A 23,665-nucleotide genomic window follows, 5' to 3' on the forward strand; every position below is an offset into this window, starting at 1 on the left:
GGGGTAGAGCAATGTCGTCCGGGGTGCTGAACGGCCGGGTACTCAACGGACTCTCGGTCGACGTCGAGGACTGGTTCCAGGTCGGCGCGTTCGAAACCGTGATCGATCGCAAGGACTGGGACGGGCTCGCTTGCCGCGTCGAGCGCAATTGCCAGCAGATCCTCGCGCTGTTCGACGAAGCTGGCGTGAAGGGCACATTCTTCACCCTCGGCTGGATTGCCGAGCGCTATCCCGCGATGATGCGCCGGATCGCTGGGGCAGGGCACGAGATCGCCAGCCATGGCTGGGATCACGAGCGCGTCTTCTCGCTGGGCCGCGAAGCTTTTGCCGCCGATATCGAGCGCGCGCGCAAGGTGCTGGAAGACACCACCGGGCAGCGCGTCACTGGCTATCGCGCGCCGAGTTTCTCCATCGATGCCCGCACCCCCTGGGCGCATGAAGTGCTGGCAGAGCAGGGCTACGCCTATTCCTCCTCGGTCGCGCCGATCGTGCATGACCACTATGGCTGGCGCGAGGCACCGCGCTTTGCCTTCCGTCCGGTCGCAGGCGCTGACCTGATCGAGATTCCGGTCACGACTGCCGAAGTCGCCGGCCGTCGCATGGCGGCGGGTGGTGGCGGTTTCTTCCGGCTGTTGCCTTATGCCGTTTCCCGGTGGGCGATCCGGCAGGTCAACGAACGCGATTGCCGCCCGGCGGTGTTCTATTTCCACCCCTGGGAAATCGATCCGGATCAGCCGCGTCCGCCGGTTGCGCCGCTCAAGTCGAAGCTGCGGCACTATACCAATCTCGACGTCATGGCCGCCAAGTTGGCGCGACTGGTGCGAGAGTTCCGCTGGGGTCGGATGGACGAGGTTGCGGCCAGCGAAGCTGCGCGCATTCCGGAAAGCCGCGCGGCATGAACGCGCCGTTCTTTCCTTCAAGTTCTGTCGTTCGCCTAGGCGATCCCGGTGACAGTGCGGCCATCGCCCGCTTTCTCGCGGACCATCCCGATACCACCGCGTTTCACCGGCCAGAATGGCTGGACGCGGTCGAGCATTCGACCGGTCACCGCACCCATACCCTGATTTCGGAACAGGACGCTGCGATCCGCGCCGTGCTGCCCATGCATGAAGTCCACTCGCCGTTGTTCGGTCGCGCGCTGGTCTCTACCGGCTTTGGTGTCGGCGGCGGCGTTGTCGGCGAGAGCGGCCCGGCGCTGTTCATCGCCGCGCAGGAACTGGCAGTACGGCTGAATTGCCCGACGCTGGAGCTTCGCGGGGGGCCTTTGCCGGAAGGTGAGGGCTGGCACGTCAAGACTGACAGCCACGCGGGCTTCGTTACCGCGCTCGCCTCCGACGATGAAGCGCAACTGCTCGCCATCCCGCGCAAGCAGCGCGCCGAAGTCCGGCGCGGCCTTGGCCACGGCATGGAAGTGCGGACGGGTAACAGCGCCGATGACCGCGCCATGCACTACGCGGTCTACGCGGAGTCTGTGCGCAATCTCGGTACGCCGGTCTTTCCGAAACGCCTGTTCGATGCGGTCATGGAAGCTTTCGCTGACGAGGCCGATATCCTGACCGTGCTTCACGAAGGGCAGCCGCTTGCCTCGGTCTTGAGCCTGTATCATCGCGGCGCAGTCATGCCCTATTGGGGCGGCGGCACTTTCGCGGCGCGGACGATGCGCGCCAATGACGTGATGTACTACGCGCTGATGAACCACGCCCGTGCGCGTGGGTGCGACCGGTTCGATTTCGGCAGGTCAAAGGTCGATACCGGCGCCTACCACTTCAAGCGCAACTGGGGCTTCACGCCAGAACCGCTGGCCTATGCGACGTGGACAGCCGACGGGCAGGCCCCGCGTGACGTCAACCCGCTTAGCCCGCGCTACAAGGCCAAGATCGCATTGTGGCAGAAGCTGCCACTTGGCTTCGCCAATCGTGTCGGCCCGCTGATCGCGCAAGGCCTGGCATGAGCGAGGTCCTGTTCCTCGCCCATCGCATCCCGTTTCCGCCCGATCGCGGTGACAAGATCCGCTCGTGCCATGTCCTGCGACACATTGCTGGCCTCGCACCGGCTCACGTCGCGTGCTTTGCCGATGACGAGGGCGACATGGGGCACGAGCCGGACCTTGCCACCGTCGCCGCTTCGTATTGCCTCGTCCGGCGGTCGCGCTCGCTGAAGATCGCTGCGCTTGAGGCGCTGGCGTCGGGCAAGCCGGTCAGCCTGACGGCCTTCGCGGACAAGCGCATTTCGGCTTACGTGGCGACAGTTCTTGCCGCCCGCCCGATCTCGGCGATCTACGTTTTTTCCAGCCAGATGGCGCAGTACGTCCCTGCGGACTTTCCGGGCCGCGTCGTGATGGACTTCGTTGACGTCGATTCGGCCAAATTCGAGGCCTACGCGCAGCAGGCACGCTTTCCGCTTGGCCTGCTCTACTCTCGCGAAGCCCGGCTACTGTCCCGCTTCGAAAGCGATGTTGCCCGCCGTGTCAGTGCAAGCCTGCTGGTGACGCCCGAGGAAGCCGCGCTGTTCCGCCAGCGTCTTTCGCCGGGTGCGAATCCAACGGTCCTCGCGCTGGGCAACGGCATTGATACCGATTTCTTCGATCCCGAAGGGATGCCAAAGGCGCCCGAGCTTGAAGGGCAGGGGCCGCAGCTGACCTTCACCGGCCAGATGGACTATCCGCCCAACGTCGCCGCCGTCGAAATGTTCGCCCGTGAAGTCATGCCGCAGATCCGCGCGGTCTTCCCGCAGGCCCGCTTCAATGTTGTAGGCCGCGCGCCGACCCTCGCCGTTCGCGCCCTTGAAGGCGTTCACGGCACTCGCGTGACCGGTGCAGTCATCGATGTGCGCCCGTGGCTTGCCGGAGCCGACCTCGTCGTTGCACCGCTGACCATCGCGCGCGGGGTACAGAACAAGGTCCTTGAAGCCATGGCCATGGCCCGCCCGGTGCTGGCCACGCCCGAAGCCGCTACCGGAATCCCTGCGCGCGATGGGCAGGAACTGGTCGTCGCCAATGGTGCCGACGCTTTGGCAAAGGCCGCGCTCAGCCTGCTTCACGACAAGGTTCGTGCCGGGACCATCGGCCAGTCCGCCCGCGCTTTCGTCGTGGAGAAGTGTGGCTGGGCAGGGGTCCTCGCCCCGCTCGCTGGATTGCTCGGCCTTGCGGGGCCTGAGGGTTCACGTGTCGCAGCCTGATCTGACCCTGAACGCCCCGCTCCAGCGCAGGTGGGCAAATCTGCCCGCAACGTGGCGGCGCGCGCTCGCTTGCCTTGCCATTGCCTGGGCCGGCAACGTCGCACTCTTCGCTTCCGACTGGCGCGAGATGTTCCTGCAGTGGTGGGACAGCTCGACCTATAATCACGTCCTCCTCATCCCCTTCATACTCGCGTGGCTGATCTCGCTGCGCTGGCGCGAGGTGGTGAAACTTGAGCCGCAGGGCTGGTGGCCCGGTCTGGTCTTCTTCGCAGGGTCGGCGTTCCTGTGGCTGCTCGGGACGTTTGCGGGCTTGTCACTAGCCACGCAGCTCGGCGTCGTCCTGATGGCGCAGGCGAGCGCTGTGGTGCTGCTCGGCCCGAGGGTCTGCGCGGGCCTGCTTTTTCCGATCGCCTACATTCTCTTTCTGGTCCCGGCCGGCGACGAGTTGATCCCATACCTGCAGACGATCACCGCACACATGACAATGGCTCTGCTCGACGCAAGCCAGGTCCCGGCGCACATCGAAGGCGTGTTCATCACCACGCCGGGCGGCTATTTCGAAGTGGCCGAGGCCTGCTCGGGCGTCAAATTCCTCATCGCGATGATCGCCTATGGCGCCTTGGTCGCCAACGTCTGCTTCGCTTCGTGGAGCCGACGCATCGCCTTCATGGCGCTGAGCATCGCCATGCCGATCCTGGCGAACGGGGTGCGGGCCTGGGGCACCATCTTCATCGCCGAACACCGCGGCATCGAATTTGCCGCCGGGTTCGATCATATCTTCTACGGCTGGATCTTCTTCGCGCTGGTCATGGTCATGGTCATGGTCATCGCCTGGCGCTTTTTTGATCGCGCGATCGACGACCGCATGATCGATGCCGAATCCATCAAGGCCAACCGTCTGCTGAGCGCGCTTTCCCAGTATCGGATCGGGCCGCAGAGAGCGTTGGCGGCGCTTGCTGCTCTGGCGCTGATCTTCACCGGGTGGAGCGCATGGGCCGGTCGGCTTGAGGCGACAATGCCCGCGCGCATAGAGTTTGCCCCGATCCCGGGCTGGCAGCAGATCGATTATTCACCTCAGGCGCCGTGGAAACCGCTGCACACCGGCGCATCGCACGTCCTCCTCGGCCGCTTCCGCGATGGTTCAGGCCATGTCGTAGACATCTCGTTCGCGCTCTACGCAGCGCAGGCAGATGGCCGCGAGGCGGGTGGCTTCGGTCAGGGCGCAATTCCTCTCGACAGCGGTTGGGCGTGGGAAAGGTCCGCCGTTCCGCTCGCCGGGGGCCATGCCGAGCGCATCCAGGCGGCAGGCCCGGTGCATCGCCTTGCCGAGACCTACTATCGCTCGGGTCCGCTGTTCACCGGCAGCAACACCCGCCTCAAGCTTGGCAACATCGCCGATCGCCTGCTGCTGCGGACCCGCAGCACGGCCGCGCTGATCCTGTCGGCGGAAGACGGGGTTCCCGGCCAGCCACCTGCCGAAGCCTCCCTCCGCGCAGCCATTGCCACGATCGGGCCGCTCGAAGCGTGGATGGACCGCACGGCCACAGGGCGCTAGGTCACGTTCGCATGTGCGGAATAGCCGGAATCATCCATACCGAAGGGCTCAAGCCTGTCGACCCGGAAAGGGTCCGGCGGATGTGCGATGCCATTGCCCACCGCGGGCCTGATGGCGAAGGCGTCTGGACGGCGCCGGGCGTGGGCCTCGGCCATCGCCGCCTGTCCATCATCGACCTCGCCGGATCGCCCCAGCCGATGCTTGCCGCTGAAGGCGATGCGGTCATCGTCTTCAATGGCGAAATCTACAACTACCGGGAACTTCGCGCAGATCTGACAGCGCTCGGCGCAAGCTTCCGCACCGATGGCGATACTGAGGTCATCCTCCAGGCGTGGCGGCATTGGGGCGTCGCTTGCCTCCCGCGTCTTCATGGCATGTTCGCCTTCGCGCTGCACGACTTGCGCCGGCGCAGCACCTTGCTGGCGCGGGACCGCTTCGGCGTAAAACCTCTGTTCACGGCGCGCCTGGCCGATGGCGCCGTCATCTTCGGTTCGGAACTCAAGGCGCTGCTCGCACATCCATCGCTGCGGCGCGAGATCGATCCGCTCGCTGTCGAAGATTACCTTGCCTGGGGCTATGTCCCCGATCACCGCTCGATCCTCAAGGGCGTGCAGAAGTTGGCTGCCGGGCATTACCAGTTGCTTCGAGCCGATGCGCCGCCGTCGCCGCCGGTTCAGTGGTGGGACGTGTCCTTTGCCGATCGTGCCACCGGCAGCCAGCAGGATCTCGAAGCCCATCTCCTTCACCATATGCGCGAGGCTGTCACGTCGCGCATGCTCGCCGACGTGCCCTTGGGCGCATTCCTTTCGGGCGGGGTAGACAGTTCGAGCGTCGTGGCGCTGATGGCCGAGGCAAGCACGGCACCGGTCAAGACCTGTTCGATTGGCTTCGATGTCGCCGCGCTCGATGAAACCGCCTATGCTGATCGCATCGCAGCGCAGTATCGCACCCAGCATTGGAAACGCACGGTTTCGCCCGAGGATTTCTCGCTGGTCGATCGGCTAGCGCAAATGTTCGACGAGCCTTTCGCCGATGCTTCGGCGCTGCCGACATTCCGGGTCTGCGAGCTGGCGCGCGAGCATGTGACAGTCGCCCTGTCCGGCGACGGCGCGGACGAGGCATTCGCCGGTTACCGCAGGCAGACGTTCCAGCACCGCGAGGAACAGGCGAGGGGCCTGTTGCCAGCGGCAGTACGACAGCCGGTGTTCGGGACCATGGGGCGCCTATGGCCGAAGGCCGATTGGGCGCCGCGCCCCTTTCGTGCAAAGACAACGCTGCTCAGCCTCGCCGGCAGCGGCGAAGAAGGTTACGCACGTGCTCTTGCGGTAACCTCGGCAGACCTGCGAGACACGCTGTATACCCCGGATTTCATGACACTGCGCGGCGAATACCGCGCCGAACAGCCGCTGATGGAATTGATGCGCAAGGCTCCCGCCCGCTCGGGCCTTGACCGCGCCCAGTATGCCGACCTCAAGTTCTACATGCCCGGCGACATCCTGACCAAGGTCGATCGCACCAGCATGGCGGTAAGTCTGGAAGCGCGCGAACCGTTGCTCGATCATCGGCTTGTGGAGTTCGGCGCACGCCTGCCGGAGCGAATGCGCGTGCGCGGCAGCACCGGCAAGTGGCTGATGAAGCAGACCATGCGCCGGTATCTGCCGCAGGACGTCCTGTTCCGCCCGAAAATGGGTTTCGTCACGCCGATTGCGCAGTGGCTGCGCGGCCCACTGGCGGGAGAAGCGCGCGGTCTTGCCGCCAGCGGTTCGCTGGCTGCCACGGGCTGGTTCAACAGCACGCGTATCGACGCGCTTGCCGAAGCCCATATTGCGGGCCGGGCGGATCACTGCCGATTGATCTGGCAACTTCTCATGCTGCGGAAATCGTTGGATCGCCTTGGTTGACCGGCCATTAAGTCTATTTGCTTGGTAAGGTGATCTTCACCATTGCGGACTAATCGGGTGTGGAAACAACGCCCGTGGGTCCATGCTGAAGAAACTGCGCACCCCCCTGTATCTCGCGCTGCTGATCCCGGCGTTGCTGGCGCTTACCGATTTTTTGACGCCAATTGATCACGGTTATTGGAACGTCAGGTACAAACTGAACCAACACCAAGCCAACGGCTCCACGGTCATCGTCGAACTTGAGAGTGACAGTGGCCACCCCGATTCTGATACGGTTGCTACCCCCAGGCTTGCCCGGGTACTTCAGCAACTTCGTCCCCAGATGCCCTATCGGGTCTATGTCGACGCACCAGTAAAGTACGGCACGGATGCTGCCGGCGATCGACTGTTGGCTGAAACAATCAGTTCGTTCGGGCCAGGGGTCTCGCTGGTGGCGCGTGGCCAGACGGTCGGGAGTCTCGGCCACCAGTTCACGCTCCGCGATGTGCGCATGCCGCCCAAGGCGCTGGCGGACGTGGCGCCAGTTGTTGTCTCTGTGTGGAACGGCAACTTTATCGATTATGCTGTGTCGTCTCCGTACTCGGTGAATATCGCCGGACGCGAATACCCCACGTTTGCGGCATCCCTTGCTGGCAAATACTCCGGGCTTCAGGACACATTCGAACCCGATTTCCTGGTCGAGCCGGACACGATCCCGAAAGTCAGCGAAAGGATGCTGCTCAGTGGTGCCTACACGCCTGGGCTGCTGACCGGTCGTACCATCGTGGTCACGCAGTCCCAGAATGTCCCGACAATCGGTTATTACGGCAAGGGACGCATTCACCCTCTGGCCGTCGATATCGCCGGGGCATCCGGGCTGGCCAAGCCGATCTCGCTTTCTCTCGGGCAACTTCCGCTGCTGGTCATCGTATGGTTGCTGATCAAAGCGGGATCTCGAGCAAGTTCACGCAAGTCGAAGTTCGCACTGCATGCTCTTGCAGCGCTGGCGCCTTTCGTAGTTGCTCCGGCTCTCCAGCTTATCGGTATCACTGTCGATACTGGCGCGGCGTTCTTGTCGCTCGTGATCTATGGCTGTGCTCGCGTCTGGCAATTGCGCGTGCGCCGCGTCCAGCATACCAGCACGTCGGGCCTGCCCAACCTTTTGGCGCTTAGCGCGCAGCCTTTCGAAGTCGGACGCGACGTCATCGTCGCTGTCATCGGTCGCTACGAGGAAATTCTCGCAACCTTGCCCCGCGATCTTCATGGAGAATGCGCTCGCCAGATTGCGAGGAGATTGTCAGTCGGCTCGGGCATCGAGACGATCTTCAACGGTGAAGGTGGTCATTTCGCGTGGACCGAGGAAGCGCGTCCACTCGAGATGCAGCTGAATCATCTTGAAGGTTTGCGAGCGCTTTTTTCGGCGCCTTTGCAGATCGGTACCTACACGTTTGACACCAACATCCATTTTGGCCTCGATCGAAATGAAGGGCTGGATGCTCAAACTCGCGTGAATTCGGCCCTCGCGAGTGCGAACGATGCGCTGAGTTCTGGCCGCTCTGTGGAACTGTTCGAAGCGGAACGGCTTGCCGAAGCGAGTTGGGAGCTTTCGCTCCATGCCCGCATCGATGAGGGACTGCGCAACGGCGAGATCTGGCTCGCGTATCAAAGCCAGTGGGACATGCGACTGGGTGGCCCTTGCGGTGCTGAGGCTCTGATTCGATGGAATCACCCCACCCGTGGTCCGATCGCGCCCGATGCGTTCATACTGCAAGCCGAGCGCGCCGGGCGAATTGATGCCCTGACCTATTGGGTGGTGGACGAGGCGATCACGGCTGCACTAGCTCTGAACGCAGCCGGTCGGCCTTTTCAGATGAGCATCAACCTGTCGGCGCAGATGGTGGACAAGCCGTCCCTTGTCTCGAACTTTGTCGAGATAGTCCGTCGTCGAAACATCGATGCCAGGCTTTTGACGATCGAAGTGACAGAAACGTCGAGCGTGCGGAATCGTCCCGCCGCAGTTCAGAACCTGTCCCAACTTCGGGCCATGGGCTTCCGCCTCTCGATTGACGATTTCGGGACCGGTGAGGCGAGCCTCGCGTACCTTGCAGATTTGCCGAGCGACGAACTCAAGCTTGATCGGCGCTTCGTCTCGCGCCTGCTGACTCACGATCGCGAACGCAGCATCATCAGCGCAACCATTGGTCTGGCACATGCTCTTGGCCAAACCGTCGTGGCAGAGGGAATCGAGGATGAAGCGACCTACCGCGCCCTCGTCGATCTGGGGTGTGACGTGGGGCAGGGCTACTTCCTTGGCCGGCCGCAAGCTTTTCCAGAGTTCTATCAGGGGCTTCTCAAAATGGGACAGCGCCGAATTGGTGTCGTTTAGAAGTTGTTAACCATCCAAGTCGGTGTTAACCATGTGTCTCCAATCGTGGATGGAGGCACGAATGTCCGCTGTAAACGCCGTTATCGAAATCCTGCGCTGGATCTTCCAGTAATGTAATTTCGGCCCTGGTTTTCTTTGAAAACAAGGGGTTAAACGAAAAGGCGCTGCCCGCTTCCTAAGCGGCAGCGCCTGTTTCATTTTAGCGACCGCGAAGTCTGAACCGATTCGTGGTTAACAGCCTGCGCGTCAATGGTTGACGCTGCCGACCCGTCAGCCTTCGCCGTGGCCTAGCGCCAAATAGTCCTGGCTCTGCATTTCGATCAGGCGGCTGACCGTGCGATCGAACATGAACCGGCCTTCGTCGTCGCCCTTTCCGCCCCAGTCGTAAAGCTCCGCCGGTTCGGCGTCGGCCGTGGCGATCAGCTTTACCTTATGCTCGTAAAGCGCGTCGATGAACGTGATGAAGCGCGCTGTCTCGTTGCGCAGTTCCGGGCCCAGACGCGGTATCGCAACAACGATCACGGTGTGGAAGTTGCGGGCGATTGTCAGATAATCCGCCGCTCCACGCGCTTCGCTGCACAATTTCTTGAAACTGAACACACCGACGCCCTTCAGGCTCTTCGGTACGTGCAGTTTGCGGCCGCCGCCGACGTCGAGGTCGCAAGACGGGACATGCTCGCTGTCCTCGGGCGGATAGTCCGTCAGCCGGAAGAATGCTTCGCGGACCTTTGCCGTCGATTCCGGACCCACCGGCACGTGCCAGGTGCCGACGCCCTTCATGCGTTCGAGCCGGTAGTCCGTAGGCCCGTTCAGGGTCAGCACGTCGAGCTTGCTCCCGATCAGTGCAATGAACGGCAGGAAGTGTTCGCGGTTGAGACCGTTCTTGTAGAGATCCTGCGGCGCGCGGTTGGAGGTGGTGACAACTGTTACACCGCCCTCGACCATCAGCGCGGTAAACAGGCGGCTCATGATCATGGCGTCGGCGCTGTTGTTGACGACCATTTCGTCGAAGCACAGCACGCGCGTTTCCGCGGCGATTGCCGCGGCCACGGGCAGGATCGGATCGCCGCCTTCCTTCTTGCGCTCCTCGCGCAGGCGGGCGTGGACGTCGAGCATGAACTCGTGAAAGTGCGCACGGCGCTTGGCGGGCAGGTTCAGGTTGTCGTGAAACAGGTCCATCAGCATGGACTTGCCTCGGCCGACGCCGCCCCACATGTATACCCCGCGCGGCGGCGGCGCGGGCTTTGCACCGAAGAGCTTGCCGAACAGGCTGGGCGCGGGCGGCGGCGTTTCCAATTCCTGCTGCAGCGCGTCTAGCCGAGCCGCAGCGGCGGCCTGCTCAGGGTCGGGCCGCAGTTCACCCGCGGCAACCAGCTCGCGGTAGCGGGACAGGACTGATGTCATCGTCCGATCGACTTTTTCGGACTCGGCTTGCGGATCGTGCCGTTGTAGGCGGCGATGGTGTCCTGGCCCTGGACGACGAGACCGCGCAAGAACACCAGGCGCCCGGTTTCGCGCAGCACTTCCGTTACCGCATCGAGAGGCTCGCCGATTCGGCCTGCGCCAATGAATTGGCTGGACAGGTCGAGAGTGACAGAGCCTGCAGCGTCGCCAGACAGGAGCGTGCGCATGGCGGCGAAGAGTGCGATGTCCATGAGAGCGAGCGTGACGCCGCCGTGGACGGCATCGAGCAGGTTGGAGTGCCGGCGCTCCGGGAACATGCGCAGGCGGGCGCGGCGGATGCCGTCGGCGCCTTCCTCGATCCGCGTCAGCATCCGGCCCATCGTCTGGGCGTTGAAGCGGGTCTCGTCGGTCAGGTTCCAGGTGAACCAGCCGGGGTGATCCTCGGCCGGTTCGTAACGGAAAGCTTGCGCACTCACCGGATCAGACGAGACGCTCGGCCTGCATCTTCTTGATTTCGGCGATGGCACGCGCGGGCGACAGACCCTTCGGGCAGACGTTCGCGCAGTTCATGATGGTGTGGCAGCGATAGAGACGGAAGGGATCTTCCAGCTCGTCAAGACGCTCACCGGTCATTTCATCGCGGCTGTCGGCCAGCCAGCGGTAGGCCTGGAGCAGGATGGCGGGGCCAAGGAACTTGTCGGAGTTCCACCAGTAGCTCGGGCAAGAGGTGCTGCAGCAGGCGCACAGGATGCACTCGTAGAGACCGTCGAGCTTTTCACGCTGTTCGGGCGACTGCAGGCGCTCCTTACCCGAAGGCGTGGGCGACACAGTCTGCAGCCACGGACGGATCGAAGCGTACTGCGCATAGAAGTGGGTGAAATCGGGGACGAGGTCCTTGATCACTTCCATGTGCGGCAGCGGGGTGATGCGGATTTCGCCCGAGAGGTCCTCGATCGCGGTGGTGCAGGCAAGGCCGTTGCGACCGTTCATGTTCATCGCACAAGAACCGCAGATGCCTTCGCGGCAGGAGCGGCGGAAGGTGAGGGTGGGGTCCTGTTCACCCTTCATCTTGATCAGCGCATCGAGCACCATCGGACCGCACTGGTCGAGATCGATGTCGAACGTGTCGTAACGCGGGTTTTCGCCGCTGTCGGGATCGTAACGATAGACCTTGAACTTGCGGATCTTGCCGTTGGTGGCCGACGCGTGGTGGCGGGCCTTGCCGGTGATCGTGGAGTTCTTCGGGAGCGAGAAGGTCGCCATCGTTCTGTCCTGTGTTGCGTGCTTTGCGGCTTGCTGAGTCGTCCTTAGCGATTGCAGCGCGGGGGGCAAGAGGCTCTGAACTGCCCGTTGGTAGAGGTGCGGCTCTTCATGGATGCGAAAAGGGGTTTACGGGGTTTACACTGTTCAGGGAAATTCGGTGTGGGCCGGTCCCGGGCGGTTTCGGGGGATTCCTGACGCGGCGTTCAGGTTTTGTTCGCATATGTGAAGTGGAGTTTGGGGTGGTCCCCCCCCGTCAGTCGCTGGGGCGACTGCCCCCCCCCATTTGTCCTTCGGAAAAATGGGGGGGATCCTTGCGAGAGGTTTCGGGCCGGAAGGCAGGCGGAGAGGGTTGGGCGCTCATTTCGCCACCATGCCATTTCGCCGTCGTGTAGGACAGCAAAGAGGGTCGGCTGTCTCCATTTGCAAAGACGCCGACCAGTTGTTCGAGGAATGTCCTTGTCGGATTGCAAGGCTCTCCACTATGAAATAGAATGTGCATCCTAATTTCTGGGAGTGGGTCGTGGAATCGCGCAGAACGTTGATAAAGCTTGCCGCAGCAGGTGTCTTGGGATCAATTGCAGGCTTGCCCGGGTCTCGCGCCAGCGCTTCCGCCAAGTCCGCGGGGGCATGTTCCGCTGGCAAATCCAAGCCTGCAGCCTCACCCGTGTGGCGAACTGGTATCGAAGGCCAGCGCATCGCAGACCTGGGTGATGGCCGTTATCTGAACCCGATCCTGTCGGGCGATTACGCCGATCCGTCCGTGCTCAAGGACGGCGACGACTACTACATGACGCATTCCTCGTTCGATTCCGCACCGGGGTTGCTGATCTGGCACTCGCGCGATCTGGTGAACTGGCGTCCGGTCGGCCCGGCTCTGGCCAAGCCACTGGGGACGGTATTCGCGGTCGACATCGCGAAGCATGACGGGCGCTATTTCATCTACATCCCTTTCATGAAAGCGCCATGGTCGCCCGATCTCCCAAGTTTCGCAAACACTTACGTGATTCATGCGCCTTCGATGGCCGGCCCTTGGAGCGATCCGATCGACCTCAAGGTTGGCGGACTGATCGACCCGGGCCACGTCGTCGGCGAGGACGGCCACCGCTACCTATTCTTCAACGATGGCAAGCGCGTTCGCCTCACCGCCGATGGCCTTGCCACGGCCGGCCCGGTCGAGACCGTCTACGAGGCCTGGCGATATCCCGATGACTGGATCACCGAGGCGTGGTCTCCTGAAGGCCCGAAGCTGTTCCGCAAGGGCGGCTATTTCTATCTGGTCAACGCGGTCGGCGGCACCAGCGGCCCGGCCACCGGTCACATGATCGTCGCGGCGCGGTCGCGCTCGATCAACGGACCGTGGGAGCATTGCCCGCACAATCCGATCCAGCGCACGCTTTCGAAGGATGAAATGTGGTGGTCACGCGGGCACGCCACGTGCGTCGAAGGGCCGGGCGGCAAGTGGTACATGATCTACCACGGCTATGAGAACGGCTATCACACGCTCGGCCGCCAGACCCTGCTCGAACCGATCGAATGGACTGCCGACGGATGGTTCCGCGCGACGGGCGGGGACCTTTCGAAGCCGCTGCCCAAGCCTGCGGCTGCGGCGCAAGTGCATGGGATGCCGCATTCCGACGCCTTCGAGAGCGACCGTTTCGGCACGCTGTGGAGCCTTTACGGTAGCACGCCTGCCGAGAAAGCCCGCATCGCCGTTGCCGATCGCACACTTTCGCTGACGGCCAAGGGCACCGGTCCGTCGAACGGCGTGGTCGTCACCCAGCAGGTCGGTGACCGCGCCTACGAGGTGACCGTGGATGTCGAACTTCAAGGCCAGGTCACCGGCGGCCTTCTGCTGTTCTTTGACGACCGGCTTTACCTCGGCATGGCCATCGATGGCACGCGGATGACCAGCTATCGCGGTGGCAAGGCGTCCTATTGGCCGGAGCCTGCACCACCGGCCCGCCGCATGTTCATGCGCATCACCAACCGCGATCAGGTGGTGACTTTCTACTATAGCCTCGATGGCAAGAACTGGACCCGCCACGGGGTACGCTCGGAAGTGACCGGTTATAACGCCAACACTGTCGACAACCTGCTGAGCCTGCGGCCTGCGCTTTTTGCAGCCGGCGACGGGCGCGTCCTGTTCCGCGACTTCCGTTACCGCGCGTTGGAGTGACGGACGTGCCAGCCTGTTGCGAGTTTCGGGCTGGCGCGCCCTGGATGTGCGGGAAATCTTCCGCCTAACAGACGTCGCATGATCCTTCGATAGGCGCAGGATTAGCGGGACGGGACGTGCGGGTGTGTGGTCTTGCGAGTGCCCCTCCACCACCTGCGGTGGTCCCACTCCCCGGGGCGGGGAGGAATTGAAGCGGGGTTGCCCCTCTACCATCTTCGATGGTCCCTCTTCCTCCCGGCCTCCGCAGGGACAGGCGCACCGGGGAGGAATGGGGTCAGCGCAGTTTGGTGGCGGCGCCCCATTCCATCCACGCCGCCCATTTCGGCATGCCGGGCATGTACTGGTGGCCGGGGTGTTCGAGCTGGAAGCCAGCGCCGAGGACCGGGGCGGTGACCGCGCGGGAGAGGTGGCAGCCGCCCATCAGGGGTTTCCAGACAGGCTCGACCCGGCGCTGCCATTTCGCCACGTCGGCATCGGGGCTGAGGCCGTGCTCGAGGAAAAGCAGGGTGCCGCCGGGCCTAAGGATGCGGCGCAGTTCGGACAGGACCTTGGCCGGATCATCGACCGAACAGAGCGTGTAAGTGCAGACGGCGGTGTCGAAGGTCTCGTCACCGAAGGGAATGTCCTCGCCCACGCCTTCGCGGATGTCGGCCTGCCAGCCCTTGCGGGCGGCGGCTTCGCGCGCATAGTCGAGCAGTTTGCCTGATGGGTCGATCCCGGCAAATCCGGTGACGCGGGCGGGATCATAGAACTGCTGGTTGAGTCCGCCACCGCAGCCGATCTCGAACACCCGGCCCTGCGCGCGGGGCACGACGCCGGCGCGAAGCTCCATGATGTTCGGCGAAGCACAGGCACACTTGATCATGCGCGGAACGACGTGCGCGTCCCAAACGGCTTTCAGTCCCATCCCGTTTCCCCGTCTGTTATCCGAGCAGACTGGCAAAGAGAGCGGCGCGGCGCAATTGGCCGCGCCCGGGGGTTTCACTTTGTGGTGCAGCCTTCCGTGCTGAGTCCCATGGCCCAGAGGATACCCTGATCGAGCAGTTGCAGGCTTTCGGGCTGGCTGTAGTTTTCGGGCCGGTGGCCGATGGCGGTGTAGAAACTGCGGCCACGGCCCAGGCAGCGGGTCCACGCGATGGGATGGTCACCCATGGCCATCTTGCGACCGAAGCCTTCGCCCGGGTTGTAGGTGCTTTCGTCGAGCGAGGCGAGGACGCGGGTGCGTGGCAGGGCACGCACGCTGCGATCGAAGGAATACCATTCCTCGGTCATGCGCCATTCGGCGGGCAGGGCATGGGCTGCCGGGTGGGCACGGTCTTCCATGACGACGCGGGCCTGCTGGAACTGCGGGGCCATGGGATGGCCGATGAAGCGCGCGCCGATCAGGGTATCGGCATACCAGTCCCAGAAGAACTGGGGATCGCCGCCCGAACCGTGGATGCCGGCGTAGCCGCCGCCGTTTTCGATATAGCGGCGGAAGGCAGCGCGCTGAGGCAAGGTCAAGGCATCGCCGCTGACGTTGTTCCACACCACGGCATCGAAGCGGGCAAGGTCGCCTGCGTTGAACACGCCGCCGCGGTCGGTGAAGACGATGCCCCAGCCATGGCGTGCGGCAATGCCCTTGAGCGCGGCCTCGGCAGCGTTGACCGAGGGAGAATCGCGAAAGCCGGTGATCTTGCCGAAGACGAGGATGGCCGGGCGAGGCAGGTCTGCGGGGATGGCGGGACGGTCATGATCGTAGGTACGGCAGCGGGCGGCGACGTCGGCCGTGGTCAGCCGCACTTTGGCAAGGTCCTTGTCGAGGCGGGCGGCAAGCGCGGTATCGCCTTTGCCGATCATGCTCAGGACCGATCGCGGCGTGACGATACGTTCGAAGCCGGGGGGCAGGGCGTTGCCGTTGAAGGGGTGCATCATGGCGTCGGACAGGCCGGGGGAAGCCGCCTCGACGACGGCCTTCGCTGCCGGGACGACCAGGACGTCACCCAAAGGGGACTGCGTCGACAATGGCTGCCGCCCCAGCGGGCAATCCAGCACCGGCGCGGCATGGGCCGTCGCGCTCAAGCCCAGTCCAAGGGCCAATTCGACAGCTGCCGCCGTGTGCAGGAATCCTTTGCGCATGTCCGTCTCCCGAATGCTGTTTGCGTTACCATGACGGGGCCGACAGCGCCGGTCAACAGCGTGAGGTGGTGCGCTTACCCGATAGCAAAAGGCCCCGCCAAGACTGGCGGGGCCTTTCGGTTTGGGGCCTTGGCTTGTTGTCAGGCGCCGAAGGTGCGCTGCCACCAGCCGCGACGCGGTGCAGACTGTTCGCCTGCCTCCGCTTCGGATGCGGCGTCTTCGGCAACCGGAGCTTCGGCGCTGACCGTTTCGGCCGGAGCAGCTTCGGAGGCGACAGCGTCGGCCTTCTTGCGGCGGGTGCGCTTGGGCTTTTCTGCCGGGACTTCAGCTTCGGCTGCAGGGGCTTCGGCGGGAGCAGCTTCAGCTTCAGGTGCAGGCGCTTCGGGAGCGGCTTCAACCTTCTTCTTGCGGGTCCGCTTGGGCTTTTCCGGCGCAGGTGCGGCGGCTTCCTCGACCGCTGGTGCAGCGACGGGAGCTTCTTCGGCTGCCGGGGCAGCTTCGGCTTCTACCGCGACGTCAGCCTTCTTCTTGCGGGTGCGCTTGGGCTTGGCCGGTGCTGCTTCTGCGGCAGGAGCGGCTTCGGCCTCGACTGGCGCTGCGACCGGTTCGGCGACGACCGGCTCGGCAACGACCGGCTCGGTAGGGGCGGGGTCTGCCGAGATTTCGGTAGGCTCGGCCTGCTCGGCACCATCTTCGGCCTGATCGCCTTCAGCGTGTTCGCCAGTGCCCTCGCCGTTTTCACGGCCACCGCGCCGACGACGACCGCGACGGCGGCGCTTGCGTGGACCACGCTCGTTGCCATCATCGCCTTCATCGGTGCGAGCGCCTTCGGTGCCTTCGGCTTCGCCGCCTTCAGCCTCTTCGCCTTCGGCATCGTCAGCTTCTTCGGCCGAGCCTTCGCTCTCCCCATTTTCCTCACGACGATCGCGGTTGCGACCACGGCGGCGCTTGCGGCGCTTGCGGCGGCCTTCGCGGTCACCTTCCTCACCATCGCGCGAGCGCTGGCGGGGCTGATCTTCGGCTTCTTCCTCGTCATCGAAGTCCTCTTCGACCAGATCGTCCTCTTCAGGTTCGATGATCGGTTCGAAGCGGGGGACGAATTCCGGCTTGGGCCCGCGCGAGGCGACGCGCATCTTGGCGCCTTCGTTCTCGCCTTCGGGGATCACTTCGACAGTGACGCCATAGCGCTCCTCGATCTCGGCCAGATCGCCGCGCTTGGCGTTGAGGACGTAGATCGCGGCTTCCTGCGACGCATAGAGGGTGACGACGTTGCCCTTGCCCTTGGCGGCTTCGTCCTCGATCAGGCGCAGCGCGGACAGGCCGGCGGACGAAGCGGTGCGGACGAGGCCCGAGCCATCGCAGTGCGGGCAGGCGCGGGTGGTCGCTTCGAGCACGCCGGTGCGCAGGCGCTGGCGGCTCATTTCCATCAGGCCGAAGCCCGAGATGCGGCCGACCTGGATGCGGGCGCGGTCGTTCTTGAGCGCGTCCTTCATCGCCTTTTCGACCTTACGGATGTTCGACCCGTATTCCATGTCGATGAAGTCGATCACGACGAGGCCGGCCATGTCACGCAGGCGCAGCTGGCGGGCAATCTCGCGCGCGGCTTCGAGGTTGGTGGCAACCGCGGTCTGCTCGATGCCGTGCTCCTTGGTGGAGCGGCCCGAGTTGATGTCGATCGAGACGAGGGCCTCGGTCGGGTTGATGACGAGGTAGCCGCCCGACTTGAGCTGCACGACCGGATCGTACATCGCGGTGAGCTGGTCTTCCGCGCCATAGCGCTGGAACAGCGGCACCGGATCGGCATAGGCCTTCACGCGCTTGGCGTGGCTCGGCATCAGGAGCTTCATGAAGTCCTTGGCGGCACGGTAGCCATGCTCGCCCTCGACCACGACTTCCTCGATCTCGCGATTGTAGATGTCGCGGATGGCGCGCTTGATCAGGTCGGAGTCCGAGTGGATCAGTGCGGGCGCGACCGAGCGCATCGTGCGTTCGCGGATCTCGTCCCACAGGCGGGCGAGGTAGTCGAAATCGCGCTTGATTTCGGGCTTGGTGCGCTGGAGGCCGGCCGTGCGAACGATGCAGGACATCGAGCGCGGCAGTTCCATTTCGGAAATGATCGTCTTCAGGCGCTTGCGATCAGCCGAGGAACTGATCTTGCGGCTGATGCCGCCGCCGTGGCTGCTGTTCGGCATGAGCACGCAGTAGCGGCCGGCGAGGCTGAGGTAGGTGGTGAGGGCGGCGCCCTTGTTGCCACGCTCTTCCTTGACGACCTGGACGAGCAGCACCTGGCGGCGCTGGATCACGTCCTGGATCTTGTAGCGACGGCGCAGTGCCATGCGCTTGGCGCGCAGCTCGTCGGCTTCCTTGCCCTGCGAGCGACCGCCCTGACGGCGACGGCCCTGACGGCCGCGGCGGCGGTTGCTGTCGGCCTCTTCGCCTTCGTCCGAAGCTTCCGAGGTTTCCTCGCCTTCGTCGCCCTCTTCGCCTTCGTGGTCGAAGCCGTTTTCGACGACGCCGCCTTCGATGGTGGCGACCTGGTCCTTCTCCGACGTGTCGACTTCGGTCACGCCCTCATCGGAGTCGTAGCCTTCGCCATCGGCGTAGTCTTCGTCCTCGGCGTCCTCGGCGGCGCGCAGGGCGGCCTCTTCCTCGGCGTGGGCGGCCTCTTCGGCCAGGAGGGCCTCGCGGTCCTCCTTGGGGATCTGGTAGTAGTCAGGGTGGATTTCGCTGAACGCGAGGAACCCGTGGCGATTGCCGCCGAAATCGACGAACGCCGCCTGAAGCGAAGGTTCTACGCGGGTTACCTTGGCGAGGTAGATATTGCCCTTGATCTGCTTGTGATCCGCAGATTCAAAGTCGAATTCCTCAATCCGATTGCCCTTCAGCACCGCCACCCGGGTTTCTTCCTGGTGGCGCGCATCGATCAGCATGCGCGTGGTCATTACAAATACTCCAGCCGCGCCGCCGCTGGATTGCCTCTGGGGCTACCAATGCGTTTCTGGCGCGGTTCGTTTGGGATGCACGAATGGCAGTTGCACGGATCGCTCCGTTGCCAATGCCATTCGCGAATGCGGGTTTGCCGGATCGGAGCGTTGTGGCGCGCAGCGTATCGACTGCCTTGCCCTGTCGCTCGCCGCCCGGCGGCGGTTGGTTTGTGTCTGCTGTGAAGACAACTCGCGGCGAAGTGCGCGTGCCGGCAAGCGTCCAAGCCGCGACCGCCCCGGTGGGGCAGCTAGGCAGGAACGAAACGCGGCTCATCATCACGGCATCAACCTTGTCGCGTGGAGGAGGGCGCTTGCGCTTCTTTCTCTCCACGTTGGCGGGATCTTCACCAGCGGGCCTTCCCTCGCCCACCGCGGCGCAAATGTGCGCTTTCCGGCGGTTTCGGCGTGGATGCGCCGGTGCTGGCTTGCCCCGGTAGATGGGTGCTAGCACCCCAATTGCAAACCGGCAATTAAAACAATGCCGGGAACGACCCGTTAACCATGCGCGCCTTTTCGGTCTGGACCGGCAGGGGTGGGGCGGGGCATAGACCGGAGAAGATGGAGAACAAGGGGGTCCTGATCGCGGTCTTTGCCGCGCCGGTTGCGGCGGCGGCGCTGATGTGGGCGGCGTTTTCATCGGGTCTTGCCGAGATCGAACCGCGTTCGGTGCTGCGGCTGGACATGCCGCCGAGCGGCGGGCGCGTCGGGCTTCCGCCGGTTGAAGGGCCGGCCGATGTCAGCCGGCCTCTGGTGGTGATCGACGCCGGGCATGGCGGCCATGATCCCGGCGCGAGCGGTTCGGCGGGAGAGCGTGAAAAGGACCTGACGCTGTTGCTGGCGCAATCCCTGCGCGATGCCCTGCTGGCCGAGGGCAAGGTGCGGGTGGCGATGACGCGGAACTCGGACCGGTTTCTGGTGCTGGAAGAGCGCGCCGACATCGCGCACCGCCTTGCCGCAGACCTGTTCATATCGGTCCATGCCGACGCTGCGCAGAATGACTCGGCGCAAGGGGCGACGGTCTACACGCTTTCGGACAAGGCATCGGACGGCGTTGCCGAGGCGCTGGCGGCGCGGGAGAACAAGGCTGATACCGTCAATGGCGTGAACCTCGACGGGCAGGGGGTGCAAGTATCCTCGATCCTTGTCGATCTGGCGCGGCGGGAAATGCGGGGACGGTCGTTGCGGTTCGGGCAACTGGTCGTCAGGGAAGGGCAGGACACGGTGCGCTTTCACCAGACGCCGCAACGCGAGGCGGCGTTTGTTGTCCTGAAGTCGTTGGACCTGCCATCAGCCCTGATCGAAGCAGGCTATATCAGCAACGTGGACGATGCCCAGAAAATGCGCGATCCGGCGTGGCGGCGGGTCTTTTCCGGTTCGGTAGCGCGCGCGATCGCGATTTTCCTTGCCGAGGGCCAGGCCGGTACTTCTCAGGCTAACGTGCCTCAGGCGGGCACATCTGAGGGTCCTGCCACTCGCTGAGCGGATTGGCGGCAGGTTGGCTCTGGCTTGGCAGGGCGCGAGCGTGCTAGAGGCCCTGCAACATGGCCGAAGAGACGTCCCAGCAATCCCGGTTCAAGCTCATCCGCGCGGAAGGCCGCGCCCGGTGGGGTAACCTGTCCCGGTGGTATCGCGCAAAGTGGGGCGCAAGCCGCCGCTTCCGCTTTCTGAACTATGCCGTCGGCGCGATTCTAGTCGGCTGGTTCGTGCTGTGGGCGGCGGTGATCCGCACGATGCCTTCGGCCGACATGCTGCTGACCTATCAGCCGCCGCTGCCGACGATGGTGCGCGGCAACGATGGCGAGATCGTCTCGAGCTATGCGCGCGAGCGGCGCGTGCAGCTGCGCTTCGTCGATTTCCCCGAGCCGCTGATCAACGCGTTCCTTTCCGCCGAGGACAAGACGTTCTGGACGCATGGCGGCATCGACTACCTCGGCTTTGCCGGGGCGGTGGTCGATTATGCGAGGAAGGCTGGCTCGGACGAGCGGGCCAAGGGCGGCTCGACCATCACGCAGCAGGTCGCCAAGAACATCCTGCTGGGCGACGAATACTCGATCACCCGCAAGCTCAAGGAAATGGTGCTGGCCCGCCGGATCGAGGGCGTGCTGACCAAGCAGCAGATCCTCGAACTCTATCTCAACGAAATTCCGCTGGGGCGGCAGAGCTTTGGCGTGCAGGCGGCGGCGCGGGCCTATTTCGACAAGGACGTGGGCGACCTGCAGCTGCACGAGGCGGCGTTCCTGGCGATCCTGCCCAAGGCGCCGGAACGCTATGGCCGCGCCAAGTTCGAGGACAAGGCAATCGAACGGCGCAACTGGGTGCTCGACCAGATGGTCAAGAACGGTTGGGCGACGCCGCAGCAGGCTGCCGCCGCGCAAGCCATGCCGCTGGGGCTCAAGCCGCGTCGCGCCGAGAATTACACAGCCGATGCGGGCTATTTCCTTGAAGAAGTGCGCCGCCAGCTGATCGAGAAGTTCGGCGAGAAGGCCGAGGATGGTCCGCACAGCGTCTATGCCGGTGGCTTGTGGGTGCGCACGTCGCTCGATACGCAATTGCAGACAGCTTCGCAGAATGCGCTGCGGGCGGCGCTGCTGCGCTATTCCGGGGGGCGGGCGTGGCATGGGCCGATTGCGCGGATCGATGTCGACGGCGATCGCTGGCAGACCGAGCTGATCACCAGCAATATTGCGATCAACTATCAGAACTGGCGGATCGGCGTGCTGCTGTCGCGCAGTGGTTCTTCGGGCAAGGTCGGTTTCTCCGATGGCAAGACTGCGAGCCTGATCGGGCTGCCGGACAGCATGAAGCCGGGTGACGTGACGGCGGTGGCGCCGGTCAATGGCTCGACTTACGCGGTGCGCACGGTGCCCGAGGTTTCGGGCGGGATGGTGGTGGAGGACCCGCAGAACGGGCGCGTTCTGGCGATGCAGGGCGGGTTCGACGCGCGGCTCGGCTCGTTCAACCGCGCGACGCAGGCCAACCGCCAGCCGGGCTCGACAATCAAGCCGTTCGTCTATGCCACTGCGCTGGACAACGGGATGACGCCGGCCTCGATGGTCGTCGATGGCACGTTCTGCGTCTATCAGGGCGCGGCACTGGGCGAGAAGTGCTTCCGCAACTTCGGCAACGAGGGCGGATCGGGCAGCCACACCATGCGCTGGGGGCTTGAGCAATCGCGTAACCTGATGACGGTGCGTGTGGCCAACGACGTGGGCATGGACAAGGTCGTGCGCACGATCCGGAATGTCGGGATCGGCGAGTACGAGCCTTACCTGTCGATGGCGCTGGGTGCGGGTGACACGACGGTGATCAAGATGGTCAACGCCTATGCGGCGCTGGCCAACCAGGGGCGCCAGCACAATCCGAGCCTGATCGACTATGTTCAGGACCGCAACGGCAAGGTGATCTGGCGCGCCGACAACCGCCGCTGCGACAACTGCGCGATGCCGCAGTGGGACGGCAAGCCGATGCCGCGCTTCAAGCCGACCGGCAAGCAGGTGATGGATGCGCGCACGGCCTATCAGGTGGTGCACATGCTCGAAGGCGTGGTGGTGCGCGGCACCGCGGTGACGCTGCGCGACCTGAACCTGCCGCTGTTCGGCAAGACGGGGACGACATCGGGCCCCACCAACGTGTGGTTCGTTGGAGGATCGCCAGACATCATCGCGGGCGTCTATATCGGTTACGACCAGCCGCGCAGCCTGGGTGGCTATGCGCAGGGCGGGCGCATTGCCGCGCCGGTGTTCAAGCAACTGGTACAGGAGACGCGCGCGCGCTGGAAGGACGTGCCCTTCGCGGTTCCCGAGGGCGTCCGCATGGTCAAGATCGACCGTGTTTCAGGCAAGCGCGTGTTCGGTGGAACGCCCGAGAACGACGTGGCCAAGGCTTCGGTGATCTGGGAAGCGTTCAAACCCGACACCGAACCGCGGCGCACGGCGCGCGAAGGCGAAGTCAGTGCCAATCAGGCGGTGATCGACGCCTTGCGCAAGGCGCGTGCCGCACGCGGCATCCCCGAAGGTGGCGCCGAGGAAGCGCCGGTCGAGCAGGACTTCCTGGAGGAACAGGGCGGGATCTACTGATCGTTGTGCGGCCTGTCCTCAAAGGCATTGGCTAGTTCGGAGAAGCTCTGTTAGCCTCCCTGCCATGACGATCCGCACCCTTGCCGCTGCCGCCGCAGCCATCGCCCTTTCCGTTTCCGCCCCGGCCTTTGCCGAATTGCCGACCGGTGCGCGCGCGCCGGATTTCGCAGCGTCAGGAGCGCTGGCGGGCAAGCCGTTCTCGTTCAAGCTGCAGCAGGCGCTGAAGAAGGGGCCGGTTGTGCTGTACTTCTACCCCAAGGCCTTCACGCAAGGTTGCACGCTGGAGGCCCACGCCTTTGCCGAAGCGACGGCGCAGTTCAAGGCGGCGGGCGCCACGGTCATCGGCATGTCGAACGACGACGTGGCGACGCTGCAAAAGTTCTCGACCGAGGCTTGCCGCGACAAGTTCGCGGTGGCCAGCGCCAGTCCCGCCGTGATCAAGGCCTACGATGTGGACCTGCGCAAGCCCGATGGCTCGTCGACCGGGCTGACCAAGCGCACCAGCTATGTCATTGCCCGGAACGGCAAGATCGTGATGGTTCATTCCGACATGGACTATCGCGACCACGTGAAGATGACGCTGGCCGCGGTGCGCAAGCTCAAGGGCTGAACGCGCACCCTGCTTAACCACTCGGCTTTTCACGCT

Annotated in this window: 16 protein-coding genes; 10 read left to right on the forward strand and 6 right to left on the reverse strand. The window is 64.2% G+C overall.

Annotated features, from left to right (window positions below; genetic code table 11):
- Positions 1-11 precede the first annotated feature (11 nt).
- From ACZ1JY_RS01595 to ACZ1JY_RS01620, 6 genes are all read left to right on the forward strand, one after another.
- Positions 12-899: an XrtA system polysaccharide deacetylase gene (locus tag ACZ1JY_RS01595; protein WP_465130148.1), complete on the forward strand. Its 888-nt coding sequence runs from the start codon at positions 12-14 to the stop codon at positions 897-899.
- Positions 896-1,951 (forward strand): FemAB family XrtA/PEP-CTERM system-associated protein, encoded by a 1,056-nt coding sequence (locus ACZ1JY_RS01600; protein WP_465130149.1) that lies wholly within the window; start codon positions 896-898, stop codon positions 1,949-1,951. Before ACZ1JY_RS01595 ends, ACZ1JY_RS01600 begins: the two co-directional genes overlap by 4 nt.
- Positions 1,948-3,177: a TIGR03087 family PEP-CTERM/XrtA system glycosyltransferase gene (locus ACZ1JY_RS01605; protein WP_465130150.1), complete on the forward strand. Its 1,230-nt coding sequence runs from the start codon at positions 1,948-1,950 to the stop codon at positions 3,175-3,177. Before ACZ1JY_RS01600 ends, ACZ1JY_RS01605 begins: the two co-directional genes overlap by 4 nt.
- Positions 3,164-4,732, forward strand: a complete 1,569-nt coding sequence (gene xrtA, locus ACZ1JY_RS01610; RefSeq protein WP_465130151.1) for an exosortase A — start codon at positions 3,164-3,166, stop codon at positions 4,730-4,732. The genes ACZ1JY_RS01605 and xrtA overlap by 14 nt, the downstream gene beginning before the upstream one ends.
- A gap of 11 nt (positions 4,733-4,743) precedes the next feature.
- A complete protein-coding gene (locus ACZ1JY_RS01615) occupies positions 4,744-6,633 on the forward strand; it encodes an XrtA/PEP-CTERM system amidotransferase (protein ID WP_465130152.1) in 1,890 nt (629 codons plus the stop codon).
- 82 nt (positions 6,634-6,715) lie between these two features.
- Positions 6,716-8,998 (forward strand): EAL domain-containing protein, encoded by a 2,283-nt coding sequence (locus ACZ1JY_RS01620; protein WP_465130153.1) that lies wholly within the window; start codon positions 6,716-6,718, stop codon positions 8,996-8,998.
- Positions 8,999-9,268: 270 nt separating this feature from the next.
- Here the strand turns inward: ACZ1JY_RS01620 and zapE are convergent, their stop codons facing one another.
- The 3 genes from zapE to ACZ1JY_RS01635 are packed head-to-tail and all read right to left on the reverse strand — an operon-like array spanning position 9,269 to position 11,665.
- The gene (zapE, locus tag ACZ1JY_RS01625; protein WP_465130154.1) at positions 9,269-10,402 is read right to left on the reverse strand and encodes a cell division protein ZapE; all 1,134 of its coding nucleotides are present in this window, start codon (positions 10,400-10,402) and stop codon (positions 9,269-9,271) included.
- Positions 10,399-10,878, reverse strand: coding sequence for a PaaI family thioesterase (locus ACZ1JY_RS01630; protein ID WP_465130155.1), 480 nt, complete (start codon positions 10,876-10,878; stop codon positions 10,399-10,401). The genes zapE and ACZ1JY_RS01630 overlap by 4 nt, the downstream gene beginning before the upstream one ends.
- A gap of 4 nt (positions 10,879-10,882) precedes the next feature.
- Positions 10,883-11,665 (reverse strand): succinate dehydrogenase iron-sulfur subunit, encoded by a 783-nt coding sequence (locus tag ACZ1JY_RS01635; RefSeq protein WP_118074092.1) that lies wholly within the window; start codon positions 11,663-11,665, stop codon positions 10,883-10,885.
- A gap of 520 nt (positions 11,666-12,185) precedes the next feature.
- Here ACZ1JY_RS01635 and ACZ1JY_RS01640 point away from each other — a divergent pair.
- Complete coding sequence (locus ACZ1JY_RS01640; protein ID WP_465130156.1) at positions 12,186-13,841, forward strand: family 43 glycosylhydrolase; 1,656 nt, start codon at positions 12,186-12,188, stop codon at positions 13,839-13,841.
- Positions 13,842-14,115: 274 nt separating this feature from the next.
- Here ACZ1JY_RS01640 and ACZ1JY_RS01645 read toward each other — a convergent pair whose 3' ends face one another.
- The 3 genes from ACZ1JY_RS01645 to ACZ1JY_RS01655 form a co-directional block, all read right to left on the reverse strand.
- Positions 14,116-14,748 carry a class I SAM-dependent methyltransferase gene (locus ACZ1JY_RS01645; RefSeq protein WP_465130157.1) on the reverse strand — a complete coding sequence of 211 codons (633 nt, stop codon included), beginning with the start codon at positions 14,746-14,748 and terminating at the stop codon, positions 14,116-14,118.
- A 74-nt stretch (positions 14,749-14,822) separates the two neighbouring features.
- Positions 14,823-15,959, reverse strand: a complete 1,137-nt coding sequence (locus ACZ1JY_RS01650) for a ThuA domain-containing protein (protein WP_465130158.1) — start codon at positions 15,957-15,959, stop codon at positions 14,823-14,825.
- Positions 15,960-16,099: 140 nt separating this feature from the next.
- Positions 16,100-18,901: an Rne/Rng family ribonuclease gene (locus tag ACZ1JY_RS01655; RefSeq protein ID WP_465130159.1), complete on the reverse strand. Its 2,802-nt coding sequence runs from the start codon at positions 18,899-18,901 to the stop codon at positions 16,100-16,102.
- Positions 18,902-19,444: 543 nt separating this feature from the next.
- On the opposite strand from ACZ1JY_RS01655, the gene ACZ1JY_RS01660 reads away from it, so the two are divergent.
- From ACZ1JY_RS01660 to ACZ1JY_RS01670, 3 genes are all read left to right on the forward strand, one after another.
- Positions 19,445-20,422 carry an N-acetylmuramoyl-L-alanine amidase family protein gene (locus ACZ1JY_RS01660; RefSeq protein WP_465130160.1) on the forward strand — a complete coding sequence of 326 codons (978 nt, stop codon included), beginning with the start codon at positions 19,445-19,447 and terminating at the stop codon, positions 20,420-20,422.
- 62 nt (positions 20,423-20,484) lie between these two features.
- A complete protein-coding gene (locus ACZ1JY_RS01665) occupies positions 20,485-23,019 on the forward strand; it encodes a penicillin-binding protein 1A (protein WP_465130161.1) in 2,535 nt (844 codons plus the stop codon).
- Positions 23,020-23,083: 64 nt separating this feature from the next.
- Positions 23,084-23,629 carry a peroxiredoxin gene (locus ACZ1JY_RS01670; RefSeq protein WP_118074086.1) on the forward strand — a complete coding sequence of 182 codons (546 nt, stop codon included), beginning with the start codon at positions 23,084-23,086 and terminating at the stop codon, positions 23,627-23,629.
- Positions 23,630-23,665 lie beyond the last annotated feature (36 nt).

The organism is Novosphingobium sp. BL-A-41-Hi4B-X5A, assembly GCF_055521705.1.